The organism is Peribacillus sp. P4_B1 (assembly GCF_056402395.1).
The window spans coordinates 1-15793 of record NZ_JBFUHM010000025.1; the positions used below are offsets into that span (position 1 = coordinate 1).

Here is a 15793-nt window from a genome sequence, read left to right on the forward strand (position 1 = left end):
GGTGAAACATATGACAAAGCAAGTGGAAAAAACAGAAGCGGAAAAGTTAGTGGAAAACCTGGAAGTAATCGAAGCTAAAGAATTGGAAGTGGGGAGTGCATTTCATGCGTTCCGTTTCAATACGTTRGACACAGAAAAATAGATGRGAGCCTGGGAGTTACAGGCCATCGATCATACATGTTAAGGAGGTGAAACATATGACAAAGCAAGTGGAAAAAACAGAAGCAGAAAAGCTAGTGGAAAACCTGGAAGTAATCGAAGCTAAAGAACTGGAAGTGGGGAGTGCATTTCATGCGTTCCGTTTCAATACGTTGGACACAGAAAAATAGATGGGAGCCTGGGAGTTACAGCATTCCATCATACATGTTAAGGAGGTGAACATATGACAAAGCAAGTGGAAAAAACAGAAGCGGAAAAGTTAGTGGAAAACCTGGAAGTAATCGAAGCTAAAGAACTGGAAGTGGGGAGTGCATTTCATGCGTTCCGTTTCAGTACAGTGACGGGCGCAGAAAAATAAGTTAGATCCTAAATCCATAAGGTGATCCAAAGAGAGTGTTAGCTTTTATAAAACTAGCACTCTCTTTGGATAAATAAAAGGAGAATTTTTTCAGATGAAAAATTCAGATGCCATGATAGTTTTTCCTCCTCTAACTGAAGCCAGGCTCTTTCCGTATTTAAGTTTACCCATGATTACTAGTTTTTTGAGAAGTAAAGGAATGAGTGTAAGCCAAATTGATTTAAATATTGAATTATGCCATACCCTCTTTAGTAAAGATTGTTTAAATGAATATGTGAGCATCAATGAAAATGGAAGTAAAGACTTAAAATGGGTATATAAAGTCGAAATGGCTAAATACTTATTAAAAGAACAAAAGCAACTTTACAATAATGTATTCATTGAGAAAAGATCTTCTGATTCATTGAAGTATGATGTTCGGTTGGTGAGACAAGGCATAGAGTTACTGCTAGTCAATTCGTTTTTAAAACTGGAAATTACCTCATTGGAAGAAATCCTTGAATCGGTAAGGGATTTTAGCTGGAAAAAAAGTGATATAGCAACAAAGACCTTATACGAAAATATCAAAGAGAAAATTCTAAACGATAAACCAAAAATCTTCGCGCTTTCTATTGCTTACTATAGCCAAATATTACCTTCCCTTTTAATATGCAAGTGGATTAGAGAACTTTCCCCCAATACCCACATTATTTTGGGCGGGCAACAAATCATGATTCGTCAATCATCTTTCTTAAGCCTAAATGGATTGAATCAATTTGTGGATTCATTAGGAATTTCAGCTGGCGAAGAAACAATATTCATGTTAAACAGGTATTTGAAAAACGATTGCCAAATCGTGGAGGTGCCGGATATTGTTTGGCTTAATGAAAAAAATGTTGAAAATGTCCCTTCCAAGTCTGCATATAGGATCACAGATGCCTTACCACCTGATTTTTCTGATTTACCGTACAAAAACTATCTAGATGAAGAAGTGCATATGTCTTTGATTACATGTGTGGGGTGTTACTGGGGACGATGCACTTTTTGTTCATATGGTAATAGATCAAGAAAAGAAAAAAGTTATCAGCAGAAAACGGCAAGGCAGGTAGCAAACGAGTGCGAGGATATCATTAACAATTATGGGATTAATAGAATTAATTTCATAGATGAGAATACTAATTTGCGGCTTGTCGTCAATGCAGTCAAAATACTTAAATCTAGAGGTTATGAAATTAAATTCAGTACACGGAACCGTCTTGAGGATGTGTTGTTAGACGCTGGTTTTTGTTCTGAACTAAGTGATTTAGGTTGCATTTTAATGTCTGTTGGCTATGAAACCAATTCTCAAAGGATTTTAGACTCCTTGGATAAAGGAGTGCAATCTAGTAATTATCAGCAGATAATAGATAATTTACATAAAGCTAACATTACGCTGCGGATGTCTATAATTGGTGGTTTACCTGGTGAAACCGAGGATGAAATTGAATGTTCTGAGGAATTTTTACTTAAAAATCAAGATAAAATTGGCATCGACGYCATGCAAATGCTCGTTCTGGAACCCGGCACTTATATTTATGAGGATACAAATAATCCAGATATCCATATTCAATCAAGCAAGAATCTAAGAGGGAACAAATTACTCAATTATGGGATGGGTAGAATGGGCGCTACATTTCAATACTCTGACGGAATAACATTTGAAGAAAAGCTGAATAGATTCCTGCAGCTGCATAAAAAGATCAACCCCCAAAAGAATGATGAGCTGCCTCCTGATAAATACAAACAGGAAGGACAGGATATCACTTCAAATACCTTATTGATAAACCCTTGGACTAAAATCATTAAGTTAGATAAAACGTATATCATGGATTTTGTTTGGCAAAGAATCTTCTTGGTCCCAGAATCCTTAGAAGTATTCGGAAACTCATTAATAATGAGCAAGGCAGACGATAAAAAGTACCTAGAGTATTTTGTCGAAAAAGGTGTGATTAACCTTAACTAATAAAACCTATGGGGAGGAAAGACTAATGAGCACAGTCTATCAGAAGATAAAATTTCCAGACGTAAAGGAAAAACTTGGACTTGGTTTAGGCATGGATTTACCTTGGGGGGAAGATATAGGTTTTTCAAGCAAAGGGGACCATGACGACATCACGCTTAAGATGAAAGGCTTTTTTCAAAATTATAAAGACGAGTTTAACTATATTTTCTTTGCCTTTCAACCGAAAAATAGAAGTGTGTTAAAAGCCGAGGATTACTTTGATGCTTATGATAGATTATTCGAAGCCAATCCACATCTTAAGGCAAGAGCATTCCATCAAACGATTTTAAATATGGGGGCTACCGAATATTACAAAAAATCGGAAATCATAGAATTCACAAATAAGATTATAGAAAGATATGACATAAGATGGATCGTAGAAGATCTTGGCCTGTGGTCAATAAAAGGAAAAACCGTCCCTTTCCCTTTGCCGCCATATATGACACCAACAGGATTGGAAGCTTGTATAAAGAACATCAACGAATACCAATCTGAACTGGCTGTTCCAGTTTCAGTTGAGTTTCCTGGATTCACTGAAGGTACTAACTTCTTTATTGGGGAAATAAATGGATTTGATTATTTCAGAACATTGGTCGAGGAGACAAACTCCCCGATCACTATAGATATTGGTCATATTCTCAGTTATCAATGGTTGTTAGGAAATACAAATGAAAAGATGTTCAATGGTTTAGAAAAATTGCCTTTTGAAAACTGTTTTGAATTGCACCTTTCAGGCTGTCAAATCATTAAAGGGAAATTCAGAGATCTGCATCATGGAGTTTTAATGGATGAACAAATCCAGCTTTTAGATTACTTGCTTCCTTTATGCCCTAATTTAAAAGCCATTACATATGAAGACCCTAAATATACAGATGAAGGAATATTAATTCCGAAGTCACAGAAAAATTATCAAAGAATGAAGGAGGCAGTTGAAAAATGGCAAATGATTTAAAGCCAAAGAATTATTCACTGGACGAGTTACTTTACAATTTATTATATGATTACCAATATAGAAACAACTTTTTAAATGATGAATTGAATGAATTGAATTTATCAGCTGATAATTTGAATCACATAAAAACAATAGATAAAGAAGAGCTTGCAGCAACGGCTTCAACGATTGTAAGAAATTTAATGAGTGGAAACATTGAACATAATGGTGGTTTAAGAACTTCTTTTCCCGGTGTTTTTCAGGCTTTGGAATTCCGTAAAACCGATATAACGCTGCTTATGCATAAGTTCCTGGCGTCCAAACATTTCGAGGGTTACATGGAATTGCCCTATGCTGGGGAAGGGACATGTATCGAGGAAGCGTTTTATAATTATTTGTCTGAAAACGAGGAGTTTATCCTTGCGGCTGAAAATAATCATTTATTATTAAAACACGAATTTTTAAATGCCATTTTATCTATACTAACAGTCAATAAACACCCATTTTTCAGAATAGATAGCGACCTGGTTAAAAATAATGGTCATATTTACTACGCGTACCAAACATACTCTAAAGAAATATCCGAGGCACTAAGTGGAAAAAAAGTAGCTGGTGATTCCGAAATGGTCATATGGCTATATGCAGCGACCGAAAAAAATTTAGTTAGGGGTCCCATTCACCCAAGTATATTAGAAATGGTGGAAATAGGAAGCTCAAGGAAAATAAGCCGCCAACAAAAGTTCAATCAAGACCAGATAGATTGGATTCTGAACTTAGGATTAATCAAGAATGATGGATAAAATATATGTATATGAGGAACATAGTGAAGTATTTTCATATTGGGTCAATGAAATTCCTAGAAATTGCACCTTGGTCTATTTTGATCAGCACTTAGATTTAAAGTTGATAGAAAATTCAAAAATGAAAAGAATTAGTCAGTTCATTAAAGAGGGTCTTTGTATTGATGAATTGAAAAAAGATATACCTTGCAGGGAAGATGGAAGATATTGTTATGGGATTGATGACTTTTTGTACGCCGCAATACAAGAGGGTCTTTTTCGGAAAATTATATGGGTATACCCTCATATGTTAGGAGAAAAGGGTTTTAGTGAATTGCTTTGGGGCCTTTTGTCCCTTATACCGAATCATGGAAAAGAATTCATATCAAGCTTTAGAAACGGGAAAAATTCTGCTTCTGTACAATTAAATAATATTGAGTTACATGTCACAAGTATTGATTATCTGGGAGATTTCATAATTAATGAACAGGTTATTGTAGATATTGATTTGGATTATTTTTATGATCCCAAGACTAATGATTTATCCAACGATATAGACGAAACCTTACATGTATTGGGGAGTCTAGGCATCATTAATCAAGTGAAAACAATGACCTATTCAATTAAAAGTGGTTTTCTACCTGAAAGTTTCAGGTGGTTAGGGGAATATATAGCCGGGCAAATGGGGAGGGAAATTGTATATTCCAAGGAAGGTAAGATTTCCCCGAAGGTAACGATGGAGAAAATTTCATCTAATAAAAAGTTGAGTATAGCTGAAATAGATGATTTAACCTTTGAACTGAAACCATTAGGCGCAATAGGATGGAAATTGAAATCCATTCTCTATACCCAATCTGGTGAAATTGAACGTGCTATGAATTGCTATCAAAAAGCAATTAAAACAGGTGATGATTCATATTGGGCTGCCTATGTTTTAGGCATTCACTTTTTCAAGGATAGTCATTATGAAGAGGCTCTAAATTGGTTTAGTAAAACTGGAAATATAGTGGATACCATCGAGGCACATGGTTTAATATTACGTTTAATTTGTTGCCTTCGCTTGGAGCTGTATCAAAAAGGATATGATTTATCAAAAGATTGCATCGAATTATTGCCTATGAGAATAGAGGGTTATAAATTGGGTGAAGTATTCGCATCAAAACTTGGAATGGAATTACCGGATTTTGACGGAAAGATCCATAACGATCCTTCTCAATTAATAATTAGTCGAGCTGATGCGAAACCATGAACAATGAATATTTAATATCATATGATTCAGCTGTTGAAGGGGTTGTTTCACCAGAGTGCGAGAATGAAAAGAATAAGTTTCTTCAAGAAGAATTAAATCAATGTTTAACATTCATTGAACGGGATGGCTATGATCACTTAAGGCATTGGAAGTCTTTTAAACTTCGTATCGGTTTGAGCAGTTATGAATTAAAGTATTCCATCTTTATAATGATTTTAATAGAGACTTCAGCATCTATTATTCCAGTAATATGGCAAACAAGAACTAATAAGTCACCATGTATTGAATTAATCGATCATTTTGAAGTGATTTTAGCGGAAATAGAAGCAGCTTTATATGGTCAGCAACTTGAACGCAAGATTGAAACACAAATTGTGCTTGAGCCATGGACTGGATCCCATTATGTACACGAATGTTTTGGCCATACGTTAGAAGCAGATAATTATCTAGAGTATTTAAAGCCAAATGGCATAACGATGGGATACAAATGGTCAGATTGCAAAATTAACGTATTCGATGATCCGACCATTCCTGGTCAAAATGGCAGTTATTTATTGGATGCGGAACAGAATGAAGCATTTAGGACGAACCTAATAAAGGACGGGGTAAACGTAGGTTTGATGCATAATGCAAAAACCTGTAAGCTCCTAGGCTTACAATCTTCCTGTAATGCAAGAAGCGTTGACTCATCTTCACTTTCGATGCCAAGAATGTCAACAACCTATTTGGATTCTGGCAATATGGAAGTACAGGAGATAATTTCAGGAATTGACAATGGGATCTATTGCAGAGGTGCCTGGGGTGGGGGATCACTTGGTTTGAATTTTGTAATCCGGCCAGCATATGGTTTGGTCATTAAAAATGGGAAATTAACCAATAAAATACTTAGAAGATTTGATATTAAAGGAAACAAACTTGATTCAGCTAAAGCTATAAAGTCCCTTAGCAATGAATTGCTTTTTTTTAATCCGGTTTTCGGCTGTAATAAAAATGGTGAAAATAACCTTAGCGTCACCCAAGGTTCACCTCATATTCATTTTGAAAATCTAACATTGTATCCCGTACTCTGAAAGGATGAGCGAATTGATAGAAAAGATACACTATAAAGAATTATCACTAATGGACTTTGAAGAAAATTATGCGGGTAAAAAGCCACTGATAATAACTGGATTAGTAGATGCATGGCCTTCTAGGGATTGGGATACAGACTATCTACAGTCTAATTACGGAGAAAGGGAAATAATCATTAGGAAATCAGGATACGATCAAGAAAAAAAATTTTACAAATCAAAACTTGGTAAATTCATTGGTATTTTAAATGATAACCCCGAAAAATTGTATTGTGACTGGCCTTTTTCGATAATGGGCAATGAGGATTTAGAGAGTTATTTTGAAAGTCCATCTCTATTCAACCATAATACAATCAAGACAAAAAACAACAAGAAATTAAAATGGATTTTCCTTGGTTCGGTTGGAACAGGAACCCCAATACACCAGGATTTTGAGAAATCACATAATTGGAATGCAGTAGTATTTGGCCAAAAAAAGTGGATTTTCTTCAGTCCTGATGATACTGAGTATGTGAAAGATTTGAAGCATGATTTATTCGATTCGGATTTAAAGGAGGATTCAACTTTCAAATATACCAAGCCCTACATTGTGGACCAGTTTTCTGGAGAATTAATGTACACACCTAAAAATTGGTGGCATACCGTTCGAAATATCAAAACTTCTTTCTCTGTTAGTGAGAATTTCTGGTATAAAGATGAAAAGGAATAACCCTTTTTTATAGGGCAGAGCATCCATCGGCTGGTTCCGAGCCGATGGACAGACCTGATAGTGGGGAAAAAAATCACTTTTCCTTAGTATAGGCACGGAACCTTCTTGGCAAAGTTGCAGAATACAACCATTGCATCCTATTGGAACCTGCATTCTGGAGAAAATTCTGTTCTAATATAAGTATTTTAGAAGTTTATCAAATTCTTGGTCAGGGGTGTTGTAAAGAGCTTTTTAGCCATTTTTCCGTTCTCCTCTTTCTTTAGCCATTCTACTCTAAGGGTACAGTTTATTCGACGGTATATCCTCTTTTCGGATAATGCTATAAACAAATCATTTAAATATATAATGCAAAAAAAGGACTGTTACTGCAAGTTTGTACCTTTTCTCGATTGAAAGAGAATCTTTTTCTTTCATGAATTTTTCGATATCTTCACATTCAAGATTAGAGAATAAGGAGATCGTCTCTGCTGGTATACCAAATTCATTGTTCAGTGCTTGAGTTATAGCGGAGACCCTTTCATCTGCATCGGTTGAATGTACACCTATGACTAAAAGGCCCACCAAATCTATTAAGTCCATCATTTCTGTTTGAGTTATAGAAGATTGAATATTTCGACCGTTCGCAAAATCTAAAATGACTTGTTCAGATATTCCGGTAATTTTACTTAATGATGCTGCAGGCATTTTATAATCATTTAGAAGAGTTGTTAATAACTCTTTAGGTTCATGACCAATCATCTTTAATAACCCTCTTTCACTTTTAACTCTATTATATGGAAGTAGACAATATAATTATATATTGTCTACAGTTTTTTTATGGCTTGTATAATTTGAACGTTGATTAGAACGTAGGGCACTCGCTTTCCGCGGGCAGTCCGCCCTCGGATTGCGCCTGCGGAGTCTCCCTTAGACACGCTTTTCCCGCAGGAGTCTCGCACACCCGCTCCAATCAACTTTGTTATAAAATTAAAATCTCTTTTGCCTACAGTCTTAGACAATATAATTATATATTGCCTGCTTATTTTTTGAAAAATACCCTTTTTGGGAAACCTAAGGATTAATCGATGATTTGTTAGAACTTTAGAAGGTTCAGAAAAAGAAATGAGAAGTGAGTAACATTGGGATAACACTACGTTAGGAGACAATCCAACTGCAGATATATTACCTATTATTTAGGTGGAAATGCTCAAGTTTCTAGGGGAATTGTCTGTAAATCTGCTAACGTGTTACGTCTCAACGCCTAAAAACTACAAGGCAGAATACTAAATTAGCAAATATGTAAAAGTGTGATCAAATGAGCAAATCAATAATATCCCGTTTTCCCCAGAAGGTTGGTAGGCTTCTTTTATGCTATCCTTTGGGCAAACAAAATCTAAAAAGGTTTCAGTGATAACCAATCATCCTTTATTCTAAATAGTATTTTACTGATTTCATATAGCTGGCCCATCACGATTTCATATGATTTGTTCCTTTGAATATATTATCCTAAGAAAATTATTGACAAATTTACTTCGAGTCCGTATAGTATGGGATATTATTAAAAATATTCAGATATAATTTAATTTTTGAAACGCAATGATCAGGAGTAGTAAAAGCACATTATTCGGTAAAGAGAGCTGCGGGTTGGTGCAACGCAGTCCAATGATACTTTGAACTTGCCTGGGAGTGGTAAAGTGAAAGATAGGAATTATTCTATTCTTTTGTTTTAACGATTGACCTTCGTTACAAGGTTTTTAAAGCAGGGTTCTAAAAAAGAACCAATAAGAGTGGTACCGCGGTAAGCTTAAGGCATATCGTCTCTTTCTTCATTTGATTATGAAGGAAGAGACGATATGCTTTTTTGATTTTTGGGAGGTAAGGATATGGAGACGGACAAACGGAATTTACAGAGGACAATGACTTCAAGGCATATTACGATGATGGCATTAGGCGGTGCCATCGGGGCAGGTTTATTTAAAGGAAGCAGTTCAGCCATTGATATGGCAGGACCTTCCGTAATCATTGCGTACTTGATAGGAGGCATCATCCTTTTATTCATCATGCAAGGTTTAGCTGAAATGGCGGTCCGCAATAGCGGTGCACGTACATTCAGGGATTTGGTCCAATCGATTTTAGGAAAGTATCCTGCCTATTTCCTGGATTGGATCTATTGGAAAATGTGGGTATTGAATATCGCGGCCGAATCAGTGGTTGCGGCGATTTTCCTTCAATATTGGCTGCCTGGATATCCAATCTGGATACTGGCATTAGCTGTTTCGGTTTTAGTTACTGCGGTTAATTTGCTGTCGGTAAAGGTTTTTGCTGAAACGGAGTACTGGCTTGCTTTAATTAAAATTACCGTCATCATTGTGTTCATCATGGCTGGATTATTGTTATTGCTTGTGACTTTTGGTGATCATACAGCCGTCGGTTTCTCTAACTTGACTGAGCATGGCGGTTTCTTTCCAAATGGATCAAAAGGTTTAATAACCGCGATGCTGGTGGTAATCTATTCATATGGCGGAACGGAAATTATCGGGGTCACATTGGCTGAAACGAAAGATCCTGAAAAAGTGGTTCCAAAAGCCGTTCGCAGTACATTGGTAAGGATCATTTCCTTCTATATCATTCCATTTTTCATCATCGTTAGCTTAATCCCTTGGAATGAAGTAAATGGTGTGCCGGAAAGTCCGTTTGTGATGGTCTTTCAAATGATCGGGATTCCAGGTGCAGACCATATTATGAACGCCGTCGTTCTGCTGGCGATCATTTCATCGATGAACTCTGGATTGTATGGTTCATCCCGCGTTCTATATACACAAGCGGTGGACGGTCGCATTCCGAAAATCTTTTCACGGTTATCCAAGAAAAAAGTTCCTGTTTTCGCAATATTAATGTGTACGTCGGCTTTATACAGCGGTGTACTGATTTCCTTATTTGCTGGAAGCAAGACCTTCGATTTCCTAATGGGATCGCTGGGATATACCGTATTATTCATCTGGTTGATCATTGCATTCGCCCATTTGAAATCACGTAAACAACAGTCCGGAAAAACCAGTGCCTATTCGGTTAAATGGTTCCCGTATACGACATGGGCTGCGATCATCGCTTTAATAACGATCCTGATCGGAATCATTTTCACGACATCCATAATCGTAACGATCATGACACTTTGCATCTACATTTTCATTACCTTAACGTATATATGGAAAAGACGCCATAACAAAATCTAGAGAAAGCAGTGTTCTCACCTTTACCTTCTCGCATATTCGTTTTAAGTTCCAAGCCGTGGTAACATACCATGGCTTTCGTTATGTATTTTGGGTCTGGTGAAAAGTAAGAGATATCCATTTTACTAGTTCATGGGAATCATTAACTTAAGCAATTAAAGAGTTAATCTAGTGAAAAATGTTGTATAATAATCTTTGGAAAATAACCAATATATTGAAAGCTGGAGCGAGCATGAAAAACAATTCTATCTTATCCGTTCACCCATTATGTTATTTATTACTTTTAGTTATTACAAGTTCCATCTACTCGGTAATCAATCAATCCACAGGTCACGCTGTCGATGTTACGACTATAATAGATGGGGAGATTCCCTTTATTAAAGAATTTGTCGTTCCTTATTTACTTTGGTACCCGTATATTTATGGATTGCTGATTTACTACTGTTTCGTTGACCGAAAGCATTATTTTGTGGCATTAGGCAGTTTGGTATCAGGGAAACTTATCTGTTTTCTTGTATATTGCCTGTGGCAATCGACAGTCCCGCGTCCAGAAGTGGTGGGGAACGATATCTTTGCCCATTTAATGCGAATTGTTTATAGTCATGATCAACCTGTTAACTGTCTTCCCAGCATTCATGTATTGACTACATTCATCATGATGATCGTCGTTCATAAGCGGAAAGAGCAGCATAAATGGGAGTACATCAGTGTCACTACATTGGGAACACTGATTATCCTTTCCACGCTATTCACGAAACAGCATGCTGTATTGGATGCACTCGCAGGAATACTTCTTGCATGTGGGGTATATGCAGCTGTCCAGTATATGTTCCAATCGTTATCGGCTTTTCAGACCAATCATTACGCAGCGAGGCAAATGAAAAAGTGATTACAGGCCATAAAAGAAGGAAAATGCCACTGTAAGATATTCGCCCCCATGAGCTGATATTTTACAGTGGCATTTTATGTGAAGTTCATTTAAAAAACAACAAGAGTATTGAAATAATGAAGGTTGATCAAGTAGACAAGAAAGATGAAGGTTGGATTTGGATATTTATGTTAAAGTGTATAAAGAGAATTGAAATGGTGGACATTTAAATTAGGGGAGGAACAGAATGACTCATTATCTTAATCGAATTGCTGAAGACTTGTTTAAAGCGAAATTGGAAAATTATTGGCCGGGTTTTGAACTTGTTGCATATGCATTATATGATAAGAAAAATGTTTATCTATTCAATCATCCTAAATTTAGTAACAATCAACAATCTACATATCATATTTTAAGTTGGGATGTGCAGTTTACTGGAGACACAATCATTCTGTATGAAGAATATCCCACTGCAATCGTTAATATGGAATCGTATGAGGAATATGAAGGTTTGTATTCAATACTTGTTCACGAATTATTTCACGGCTATCAACATATAAAAGGTGAAAAACGGTTTCCTGATGAAATGATGGGAATCACATATCCGTTGTCAAAAGATAATGTGGAATTACGAAATCAGGAAAGAACAAATCTTTATAGTGCGTTGTTGGAAAACAACATTATTAAGAAGAAACAATATCTTCATAATTTCATAGCCTTAAGAGAAAAAAGAACAGCCAAGATTAAAGAGTATTTAACATATGAAAAATTAATTGAAACCGTTGAGGGACCTGCGTGGTATGTGGAATTAAAGGCTTATTCGGAAAAAAGCCCAGATGATTACCATTCAGTTTTAAAAAAGTATGGACAACAGCTACTAAACAAATATGAATCTACTTCTAGTATAAGAAGGAGTTGTTATAGTTCCGGTTTGTTTATGTGTTTATTGCTGGAGGAGCTTTCACCAGGATGGATGGAAAGTTTTTTTGGTATAGAAGAAACAGTATATGACCTAGTTAAAAAGCATTCCGGTGACTATATAAAATATCCGATAGCAGGTGTGAAAATAAGTTCTGAAACAGAGAAAGCAGTTAATTTTGCTTTAGAAAAGAGAAAAAATGAATTTGAAGAATTTTATCAACAAGCAGGAATTCATCTATATATTGAAGGGGAAATAACTGCCAAAACCTATGATCCGATGAATATCATCCCCTTAGAAGATAGACTTTTACATAAGAGCTTTTTAGAAGTAAGAATCAACAATGAAGCTTATCATATTCAACAACCCGTTATTGCCTATTTTGGAAATGGAATTCAAAGCATAAATAGATTACATCTGATTTTAGAGAATAAACCCATTGAAAATATTGATTCGCTTACAATTGATGGTGTTGGTGAAATAAAGGGAAGATATAAGAAACAAGAAAATACCTTGCATTTACTTATTAAATAAAATGTATCCGGTAGTTTAATGACATTAAAAAATAAGTGGCTCTAATAAATCGCCAAAAATTTTAACATAGCCGAAAAAAAGAAGAAATCCCACTAAAGGAATAATATGGGATTAAACACTTGCAATACAAGGTAGTTAAATGTAAAATAAAGTATATCTTCCTTTTTTAAGTAATATTTTTTAAACTAATACCTTGTTATACAAGACAAAGGGGGAGGTGATTTAATATCCATGACATCAACTCAAATGCTTAAAGGGATATTGGAAGGTTGTCTGTTAGCAATCATTAAAGAGGGGGAGGTTTACGGGTATGAATTAGCCGAAAAGCTTGGGGGATATGGATTTGATTCTTTAAGTGAAGGTACCATTTATCCATTATTAATACGCATGCAGAAGGAAAAACTAGTAATTACGACTTTAAAGAAATCTACAGCAGGTCCTAGTCGGAAGTATTACTCTTTATCTGAAAAAGGCGAAAGCGAACTGGAAGTCTTCATTGACCGCTGGAATAAGCTAAGTTCAAATGTAAATAAAATAGTGAAAAACAAAGGGGGAATGTAAAGGTGCTTGATGTTAACAAAGCGTTATCCAAGGAAAGTCAAAACTTTTTAGAAAACCTCAGATTATACCTTTTTTCAAGTGGAAAGAAAACGGCTGAAATCGAGGATATCATCGAAGAGTTAGAGGTCCATCTTCTTGAAGCTGAAAGGAATAAAAAAAGCGTGGAACATATCGTAGGCAGAAGTCCAAAAGAATATATGGAGCAACTTTCTGATGAAATGTCTGTTGATTTTATGGGATGGCTGAAATATATAGTGATGATTTTAATCGGGGCATTTTCCTATTGGATTATTGCAAAAGCTATAAATGGTGGTATTGAATTTTCATTGTGGGAAATCATTGGTTATCCTTTTGCTGGCATACTTTCGGTATTCATTTATATGATGTGTTTTAGGTATATGGCTAGTCATAAATTATCCAAGGTAAAGCAAGGTGTACTCCTATATGGACTAGGCATAATCTCGATTGCGTTATTTGCAGGTTTAATTATTTTTAGTGGCATTTATAGTACAACTTTTATAAAACTTGATAACACAGGAAATATTATTGCTGTTATACTAGCCATTTCAATATTCATCCTCATATCCTTATGGAGCAAATCCTGGGTTTCCATCATCATTCCGATACTCCTTTATGCACCTGAAGTTTTATTGAAACAGACCCATTACCAAGGGAACGTTAATTTGATACTGAGCAGTTTGATAACGATGCTGGGTATCCTTCTTTATTGTGGATATACGATCAGGAAAACCAAAAGCAGTTGAAGTGATTTTTATACAGGTTCATTAGCCTATACAAAAAAAGCACCAGACTTCCTATGACAGGCAGTCCGATGCTTTTTTCTTTTACATTTCAGCTTCTATTTTCAAAGATGATTCTTCGCTGAACTGTTCCTTATCCAGGTCGTCTGTTATTTTACTAGTCAGAATACCGGAAGTCATGCTTCCGCTGACATTCACAGCCGTTCTTCCCATATCGATCAATGGCTCGACGGAAATCAAAAGTCCAGCCAAGGCGATTGGCAAGTTCATTGCAGATAATACTAGAATGGCAGCGAAGGTTGCTCCTCCGCCTACACCTGCAACCCCGAAAGAGCTAATGGCCACGATGGCAATCAACATGGCTATAAAGGAAGGCGTTAGTGGGTCGATTCCCACCGTTGGAGCGATCATGACCGCTAACATGGCCGGATAGATGCCGGCACAGCCATTTTGACCGATCGATAAGCCGAAGGATCCGGCAAAGTTGGCAATTCCTTCGGAAACCCCTAGTTGTTTTTGTGTTTGGATGTTCAATGGGAGTGCTCCTGCACTTGTTCTTGACGTGAAGGCAAACGATAATACCGGGAAAGCTTTTCTCAAGTATACCATTGGATTCAATCCTGCAAGCGTCAGCAATAACAAATGAATGAGGAACATGACAATCAGGGCGACATAAGAGGCCCCCACGAATTTCCCCAACTTCAGGATGGCATCCAGATCACTCGTAGCTACCGTCTTCGTCATGATCGCCAAGATCCCGTATGGTGTTAAACGCAGGATCAATGTGACTACGCGCATGATGATGCTGTGCAATGTATCTACAATTTTAGCAAAAAATTCAGCTTGATCAGGCTGCTTCCTTTTGACTCCTAAATAGGCAATTCCAAGAAATGCAGCAAAAATTACTACGGAAATGGTTGAAGTCGGACGTGCTCCCGTTAAATCAAGGAACGGATTAGACGGAATCAATTCAAGGATTTGCTGCGGCATCGTTTTATCCTGAATCGTACCGTATGTTTCCGATATTTGATCACCACGGCTTAACTCTGCTTTCCCCTGCTCAATTTGAACGGCTTCCAAATTGAATACAGTTGCAGAGGTGATCCCCACGGCTGCTGCAATCGCAGTCGTTCCAAGCAGGATTCCGATGATCAGGACACTGATTTTTCCGATATTACTAGTTAGTTTCAATCTTGTAAATGCTGATAAGATCGAAATGAAGACAAGCGGCATGACGATCATTTGCAGGAACTTGACATAGCCGGAACCTACAATGTTAAACCAATCGACCGATTTAATGATCGCTTCTGACTGAGGTTCATAGAAATACTGCAAAAGAAGTCCGAATACAATCCCAAAACCAAGTCCAGTAAAGACCCTTTTTGTAAAAGAAATATGTTTCTTATTCATGTAAAATAAAACGCCTAAAAGAACGAGCATTATGGCAAGATTTAAAAACACATATCCAATCATATCTATTCCTCCTAATTCCGATTAACCAAATAAGAATAATGAATATCTGAAGACAATGATACATCATCCGTTGATTTTTTACCAGAAGAAAATAATTTATTTTTGACTTTTGAAGGGATTCATGTATATATCCATATTCACGAACTGGATTAGAAGGAACAATAAAAAGGAGGCATACATGAACCCTTTCCGC

16 protein-coding genes and 1 other annotated feature are annotated in these 15793 nt (G+C 36.4%); of the genes, 13 read left to right on the top strand and 3 right to left on the bottom strand.

Features of this window, described 5'->3' with window-relative positions; all coding sequences use genetic code 11:
• The first annotated feature begins 197 nt into the window (after positions 1 to 197).
• The 8 genes from AC1DVK_RS15235 to AC1DVK_RS15270 all read left to right on the top strand — a co-directional run bounded on the left by AC1DVK_RS15235 (position 198) and on the right by AC1DVK_RS15270 (position 7275).
• Positions 198 to 329 (top strand): hypothetical protein, encoded by a 132-nt coding sequence (locus AC1DVK_RS15235; protein ID WP_284149542.1) that lies wholly within the window; start codon positions 198 to 200, stop codon positions 327 to 329.
• Between the two features lie 53 nt (positions 330 to 382).
• On the top strand, positions 383 to 517 hold the full coding sequence (locus tag AC1DVK_RS15240) for a hypothetical protein (protein ID WP_284149541.1): 135 nt from the start codon (positions 383 to 385) through the stop codon (positions 515 to 517).
• 94 nt (positions 518 to 611) lie between these two features.
• Positions 612 to 2498: a B12-binding domain-containing radical SAM protein gene (locus tag AC1DVK_RS15245; protein WP_477626811.1), complete on the top strand. Its 1887-nt coding sequence runs from the start codon at positions 612 to 614 to the stop codon at positions 2496 to 2498.
• A gap of 25 nt (positions 2499 to 2523) precedes the next feature.
• On the top strand, positions 2524 to 3489 hold the full coding sequence (locus tag AC1DVK_RS15250; RefSeq protein WP_061464563.1) for a multinuclear nonheme iron-dependent oxidase: 966 nt from the start codon (positions 2524 to 2526) through the stop codon (positions 3487 to 3489).
• A complete protein-coding gene (locus AC1DVK_RS15255; RefSeq protein ID WP_477626812.1) occupies positions 3474 to 4268 on the top strand; it encodes a hypothetical protein in 795 nt (264 codons plus the stop codon). The genes AC1DVK_RS15250 and AC1DVK_RS15255 overlap by 16 nt, the downstream gene beginning before the upstream one ends.
• Entirely contained in the window at positions 4258 to 5496 is a 1239-nt protein-coding gene (locus tag AC1DVK_RS15260) for a peptide arginase family protein (protein ID WP_477626813.1), read from the top strand. The genes AC1DVK_RS15255 and AC1DVK_RS15260 overlap by 11 nt, the downstream gene beginning before the upstream one ends.
• The gene (locus AC1DVK_RS15265; protein WP_477626814.1) at positions 5493 to 6566 is read left to right on the top strand and encodes a metallopeptidase TldD-related protein; all 1074 of its coding nucleotides are present in this window, start codon (positions 5493 to 5495) and stop codon (positions 6564 to 6566) included. Before AC1DVK_RS15260 ends, AC1DVK_RS15265 begins: the two co-directional genes overlap by 4 nt.
• 13 nt (positions 6567 to 6579) lie before the next feature.
• Positions 6580 to 7275, top strand: a complete 696-nt coding sequence (locus AC1DVK_RS15270) for a cupin-like domain-containing protein (RefSeq protein WP_477626815.1) — start codon at positions 6580 to 6582, stop codon at positions 7273 to 7275.
• Positions 7276 to 7605: 330 nt separating this feature from the next.
• On the opposite strand, the gene AC1DVK_RS15275 is transcribed toward AC1DVK_RS15270, so the two are convergent.
• Together AC1DVK_RS15275 and AC1DVK_RS15280 are read right to left on the bottom strand one after the other, a co-directional pair.
• Entirely contained in the window at positions 7606 to 8013 is a 408-nt protein-coding gene (locus tag AC1DVK_RS15275) for an HTH domain-containing protein (RefSeq protein WP_477626816.1), read from the bottom strand.
• A 65-nt stretch (positions 8014 to 8078) separates the two neighbouring features.
• Positions 8079 to 8273: a hypothetical protein gene (locus tag AC1DVK_RS15280; protein ID WP_477626817.1), complete on the bottom strand. Its 195-nt coding sequence runs from the start codon at positions 8271 to 8273 to the stop codon at positions 8079 to 8081.
• 568 nt (positions 8274 to 8841) lie between these two features.
• Positions 8842 to 9079 (top strand) — a binding site (T-box leader).
• A gap of 58 nt (positions 9080 to 9137) precedes the next feature.
• Here AC1DVK_RS15280 and AC1DVK_RS15285 point away from each other — a divergent pair.
• From AC1DVK_RS15285 to AC1DVK_RS15305, 5 genes are all read left to right on the top strand, one after another.
• Positions 9138 to 10487 (top strand): amino acid permease, encoded by a 1350-nt coding sequence (locus tag AC1DVK_RS15285; protein WP_477626818.1) that lies wholly within the window; start codon positions 9138 to 9140, stop codon positions 10485 to 10487.
• Positions 10488 to 10716: 229 nt separating this feature from the next.
• Positions 10717 to 11373 (top strand): phosphatase PAP2 family protein, encoded by a 657-nt coding sequence (locus AC1DVK_RS15290; RefSeq protein WP_477626819.1) that lies wholly within the window; start codon positions 10717 to 10719, stop codon positions 11371 to 11373.
• Between the two features lie 226 nt (positions 11374 to 11599).
• Complete coding sequence (locus AC1DVK_RS15295; RefSeq protein WP_477626820.1) at positions 11600 to 12805, top strand: hypothetical protein; 1206 nt, start codon at positions 11600 to 11602, stop codon at positions 12803 to 12805.
• 231 nt (positions 12806 to 13036) lie between these two features.
• Positions 13037 to 13366, top strand: coding sequence for a PadR family transcriptional regulator (locus AC1DVK_RS15300; protein ID WP_061464555.1), 330 nt, complete (start codon positions 13037 to 13039; stop codon positions 13364 to 13366).
• A 2-nt stretch (positions 13367 to 13368) separates the two neighbouring features.
• Complete coding sequence (locus AC1DVK_RS15305) at positions 13369 to 14130, top strand: HAAS domain-containing protein (protein WP_089363815.1); 762 nt, start codon at positions 13369 to 13371, stop codon at positions 14128 to 14130.
• A gap of 81 nt (positions 14131 to 14211) precedes the next feature.
• Here AC1DVK_RS15305 and AC1DVK_RS15310 read toward each other — a convergent pair whose 3' ends face one another.
• Positions 14212 to 15600: an L-cystine transporter gene (locus AC1DVK_RS15310; protein WP_477626821.1), complete on the bottom strand. Its 1389-nt coding sequence runs from the start codon at positions 15598 to 15600 to the stop codon at positions 14212 to 14214.
• Positions 15601 to 15793 lie beyond the last annotated feature (193 nt).

Bases quoted from the DNA above. Each gene is read 5' to 3' on its own strand.
- AC1DVK_RS15235 (WP_284149542.1), top strand. From the start codon at position 198: ATGACAAAGCAAGTGGAAAAAACAGAAGCAGAAAAGCTAGTGGAAAAC.
- AC1DVK_RS15240 (WP_284149541.1), top strand. From the start codon at position 383: ATGACAAAGCAAGTGGAAAAAACAGAAGCGGAAAAGTTAGTGGAAAAC.
- AC1DVK_RS15250 (WP_061464563.1), top strand. From the start codon at position 2,524: ATGAGCACAGTCTATCAGAAGATAAAATTTCCAGACGTAAAGGAAAAA.
- AC1DVK_RS15255 (WP_477626812.1), top strand. From the start codon at position 3,474: ATGGCAAATGATTTAAAGCCAAAGAATTATTCACTGGACGAGTTACTT.
- AC1DVK_RS15260 (WP_477626813.1), top strand. From the start codon at position 4,258: ATGATGGATAAAATATATGTATATGAGGAACATAGTGAAGTATTTTCA.
- AC1DVK_RS15265 (WP_477626814.1), top strand. From the start codon at position 5,493: ATGAACAATGAATATTTAATATCATATGATTCAGCTGTTGAAGGGGTT.
- AC1DVK_RS15275 (WP_477626816.1), bottom strand. From the start codon at position 8,013: ATGATTGGTCATGAACCTAAAGAGTTATTAACAACTCTTCTAAATGAT.
- AC1DVK_RS15285 (WP_477626818.1), top strand. From the start codon at position 9,138: ATGGAGACGGACAAACGGAATTTACAGAGGACAATGACTTCAAGGCAT.
- AC1DVK_RS15290 (WP_477626819.1), top strand. From the start codon at position 10,717: ATGAAAAACAATTCTATCTTATCCGTTCACCCATTATGTTATTTATTA.
- AC1DVK_RS15295 (WP_477626820.1), top strand. From the start codon at position 11,600: ATGACTCATTATCTTAATCGAATTGCTGAAGACTTGTTTAAAGCGAAA.
- AC1DVK_RS15300 (WP_061464555.1), top strand. From the start codon at position 13,037: ATGACATCAACTCAAATGCTTAAAGGGATATTGGAAGGTTGTCTGTTA.
- AC1DVK_RS15310 (WP_477626821.1), bottom strand. From the start codon at position 15,600: ATGATTGGATATGTGTTTTTAAATCTTGCCATAATGCTCGTTCTTTTA.